At 72.6% G+C, this 3,362-nt stretch carries 2 protein-coding genes; both read right to left on the bottom strand.

The features are described 5' to 3' along the window. Positions 1-31: 31 nt before the first annotated feature. The gene (locus tag PLP61_RS15885; protein WP_324503734.1) at positions 32-1,552 is read right to left on the bottom strand and encodes a xylulokinase; all 1,521 of its coding nucleotides are present in this window, start codon (positions 1,550-1,552) and stop codon (positions 32-34) included. Further along, positions 1,549-2,949, bottom strand: coding sequence for a pyridoxal phosphate-dependent decarboxylase family protein (locus tag PLP61_RS15890; RefSeq protein WP_324503735.1), 1,401 nt, complete (start codon positions 2,947-2,949; stop codon positions 1,549-1,551). Before PLP61_RS15890 ends, PLP61_RS15885 begins: the two co-directional genes overlap by 4 nt. Between the last annotated feature and the right edge of the window lie 413 nt (positions 2,950-3,362).

A 3,362-nucleotide genomic window follows, 5' to 3' on the forward strand; every position in this document is an offset into this window, starting at 1 on the left:
AGGCGCGAGTCGACGGGGCGGGAGGCGCGAGTCAACGGTTGAGGTGGCTGAACATCTTCTTGTTGCGGGAGTAGAGCTTGGGGAACTGGGAGAAGAGCCGGTCGTAGGTGGCGCGGTGCCGGGGATCGGGGGTGAACACCCGGTCCACGGGGACCAGGTCGGGGAGGTCGGCCGCCCGGACCTCGCCGAGGGCCAGACCGACGGTGAGCCCGGCGCCTCTCAGTCCCCCGGCCAGCGGGTCCGCGACCCGCTCGATGGTGCGGTCGCACACGTCGGCCAGGATCTGGCACCACACGTCCATCCGGGCGCACCCGCCGATCAGCCGGATCGGGTCGAAGCGGCGCCCGGCGAAGTGCTCGGCGCCCGCCAGCAGCCAGCGCATGTTCATCGCCACCCCCTCCAGCACCGCCCGGGTGAGGTCGGCGCGGGTGGTCCCCAGCGAGACGTTGTGGAACCCGCCCCGGGCCCGGCGGTCGTCGATCGGGCTGCGCTCGCCGTTGAGCCAGGGGGTGAACAGCACACCGCCGGAGCCGGGTTCGGCCGCGGCGGCGAGCGCCTCGAGGTCGTCGTAGGAGACCTCCGGAGCGAACCCGGCCCGGAACCACTCCAGGCAGCGGCCAGCGTTGTCCTGGTTGTTGGCCAGCAGGTAGTTGCCGTCCCCGAGCCCCGGGACGGCGGCCATCTGCCGGATCACGTCGGTCTTCTTGCCGGGCACCGGGCAGCTGACCCACGAGGAGGTGCCCAGCGACATGTGCGGCCGGTACGCCGCCACGCACCCGGAGCCGATCGCGGCGTTGTGGAGGTCGGGCACACCGGGGACCACCTGGGCGGTCGGGGCGATGCCGATCAGCTCCGCGACCTCCGGAGCCACCGGGGCGACGACGGAACCACCGGCCACCAGCGGCGGCAGCCGCGAGGGGTTCACCCCCGACAGCCGCACCAGCACCGGGTCGTAGGCCAGGCTGCTCAGGTCGCGGTTGTCGGTGAGCCAGGCCGCCGTCATGGACATCAGGGTCGCCGCGGGCACGCCCGTGAAGCGCATGGTCAGGTAGTCGACCGGCTCGAGGTACCACCGGGCACGGGCGGTGACCTCCGGCCGGTCGTGCTCCAGGTGGAGCATGTGCGCCACCGGGTCGGCCCCGGCAGGGTTGGGGATGCCGCCGGAGCGGCGCAGCCAGGTGGCCAGCACGCGGGGTGCGTAGCCGGCCACCGGCCCGCCGAACCGCTTGAGGGAGTACTCACCGCCGCGGGTGTCCGACCACATCAGGCACTCGGCCACCGGGCGGCCGGTGGCGTCGACGGGCACCGTGCTCGCCCACTGCCCGGTGACCGCCACCCCGACCACGTCGCGACCGTCCACCCCGCCCTCGGCCAGACCGCGGCGAGCCGCCGTGACCACGGTCTCCCACCACACCTCGGCGTCTTGGACCTCGGCCCCGCCGACGGCGTCCGCGCGCTCGTACCACCACCACACCGGCTCGCCGGTCACCGTCACGTAGCCGACCTTGGGACCTCCGCTGCCCAGGTCGACCGCGAGGACCAGGCCGGTCACACCTGCTCCGCCGGGACGCCCTGCTGGGCGTCGAGCATCGCGTCCATGAACATCACGATGACGTCCTCGATCTCGCTGGTCAGCCCGCCCTCGACGCCGCCGTAGATCGCGCCGGACTCCGCCGTGGCGCCGGCCGCCTGCTGCTGCCGGGCGTAGTCGACCGCCTCGGCCAGGTCGGCCGCGAACGCTTCCACCACACCTGCCCGGGTCTGCGGCCGGGTCACCGCCATGTGGATGGCGTTGGGGTACTGCTGGCCGTTGAACCGCCAGCCGCGCGGCCGCATGAAGTCGGCGACGTGGTAGATGTCGAAGTCGTCGGAGGTGAAGGAGAAGCAGAACGTCGGGCTGCCCATCACCCGCAGCTCGGGGTGCGAGCGCACGACGTCCATCATGGCGGCGGCGGTGCGGAAGATCTCCGCCGCGTAGCCCCGGTACCCGGCCCGCCCCAGGTGCACCATCGAGGCCCAGGTGGCAGCCAGCAGCCCTCCGGAGCGCGACCCCTCGATGCCGGGGGACATGTACTTGCCGCCCGACCAGCCGGCCACGTGGAAGTACTGCGCGTTGCGCAGCGCCTTGTCCCGGAAGACCAGCACGGAGGAGCCCTTGAACGCGTAGCCGTACTTGTGGGTGTCGGCCGAGATCGAGGTCACCCCCGGGACCCGGAAGTCGAAGGGGGGTACGTCGTACCCGAGCTCCTCCCCGAACGGCAGGATGAACCCGCCGAGGCAGCCGTCCACGTGCAGCCCGACACCTCTCTCGAGGGCCAGCGCGCCGAGCTCGGCGATCGGGTCGATCGTCCCGTAGGGGTAGTTGCCGGCCGAGCCCAGGACCGCCACCGTGTTCTCGTCGATGGCGGCGGCGACCACCGCGGGATCCACGGTGGTGGTGTCCGGGCGCACCGGCACGGTGCGGCACTCGATCCCGAGCAGGTGGCAGCCCTTGTCGAAGGCCGGGTGCCCGGTCTCGGGCTTGACGAAGTTGGGCCGGGTGATTCCCCGGGTCTTCGCGGCGTGCTCCCGGTAGGCCAGCAGGGCGTGCAGGATGCTTCCCGTGCCGCCGGTCGTGACCATGCCGGCGGGCTCACCGTCCTCGACGGCCGAGGCGTGCATCAGGTCGAGCACCATGGCGATGATCTCGCCCTCGAAGCGAGTGGCGGAGGGGCACATGTCGCGCTGCAGGGCGTTGACGTGGGCGAACCGCCCGAACGCCTCGGTGAGGAACGCGTAGTGCTCGTGGTCCCCGCAGTACATCGTCCCGGAGACCTTCCCGGTCTCCCAGAAGGCGTCCTCCTCGGCCGCCATCGCGCTCAGCTCGGCAAGCACCTGACCGCGGGGACGACCCTGCTCGGGCAGGGCGCTGGTGACGCCGAAGCGCTCGGCGTAGGGGTAGTCAGACATCGTGGTCCTCCGCACGTCTAGAACTGCCGGCACGAGATCGGCGGTTCACCGGTGGTGCCGTCGACCGGTGACCATACTCACACCCGACGCGCACCCGCTCGCGGGGCACGGGCCTCACGGCCGGTCCTGGCGCCCCACCGGGGCGCTCTCCCTACCGGCAGTGGCCAGGGCGGGCGGGCCCGAGCGATGTCCCCACACGCTCGGGTCCGCCCGCGAAGTCCGCCGTGGAGGGGAGCAGACTGCGAGCATGACCAGGTACGCCGACCCGAGGCGCTGCCCGGACTGCCACGCCCCGCTCCCCAGCAACCCGGTCTACTGCCCGCGGTGCGGGCTCGCCCTCTTCGGCGTCGACGCGGCCATGCTGTTCCAGCACCTCCAGGCGGCCGACGACCTGCTGGCGCGGCTGCGGGCCG

It is taken from the genome of Nocardioides sp. (genome assembly GCF_035429765.1).
GTDB lineage: Bacteria > Actinomycetota > Actinomycetes > Propionibacteriales > Nocardioidaceae > Nocardioides.

Bases quoted from the DNA above. Each gene is read 5' to 3' on its own strand.
- PLP61_RS15890 (WP_324503735.1), bottom strand. From the start codon at position 2,949: ATGTCTGACTACCCCTACGCCGAGCGCTTCGGCGTCACCAGCGCCCTG.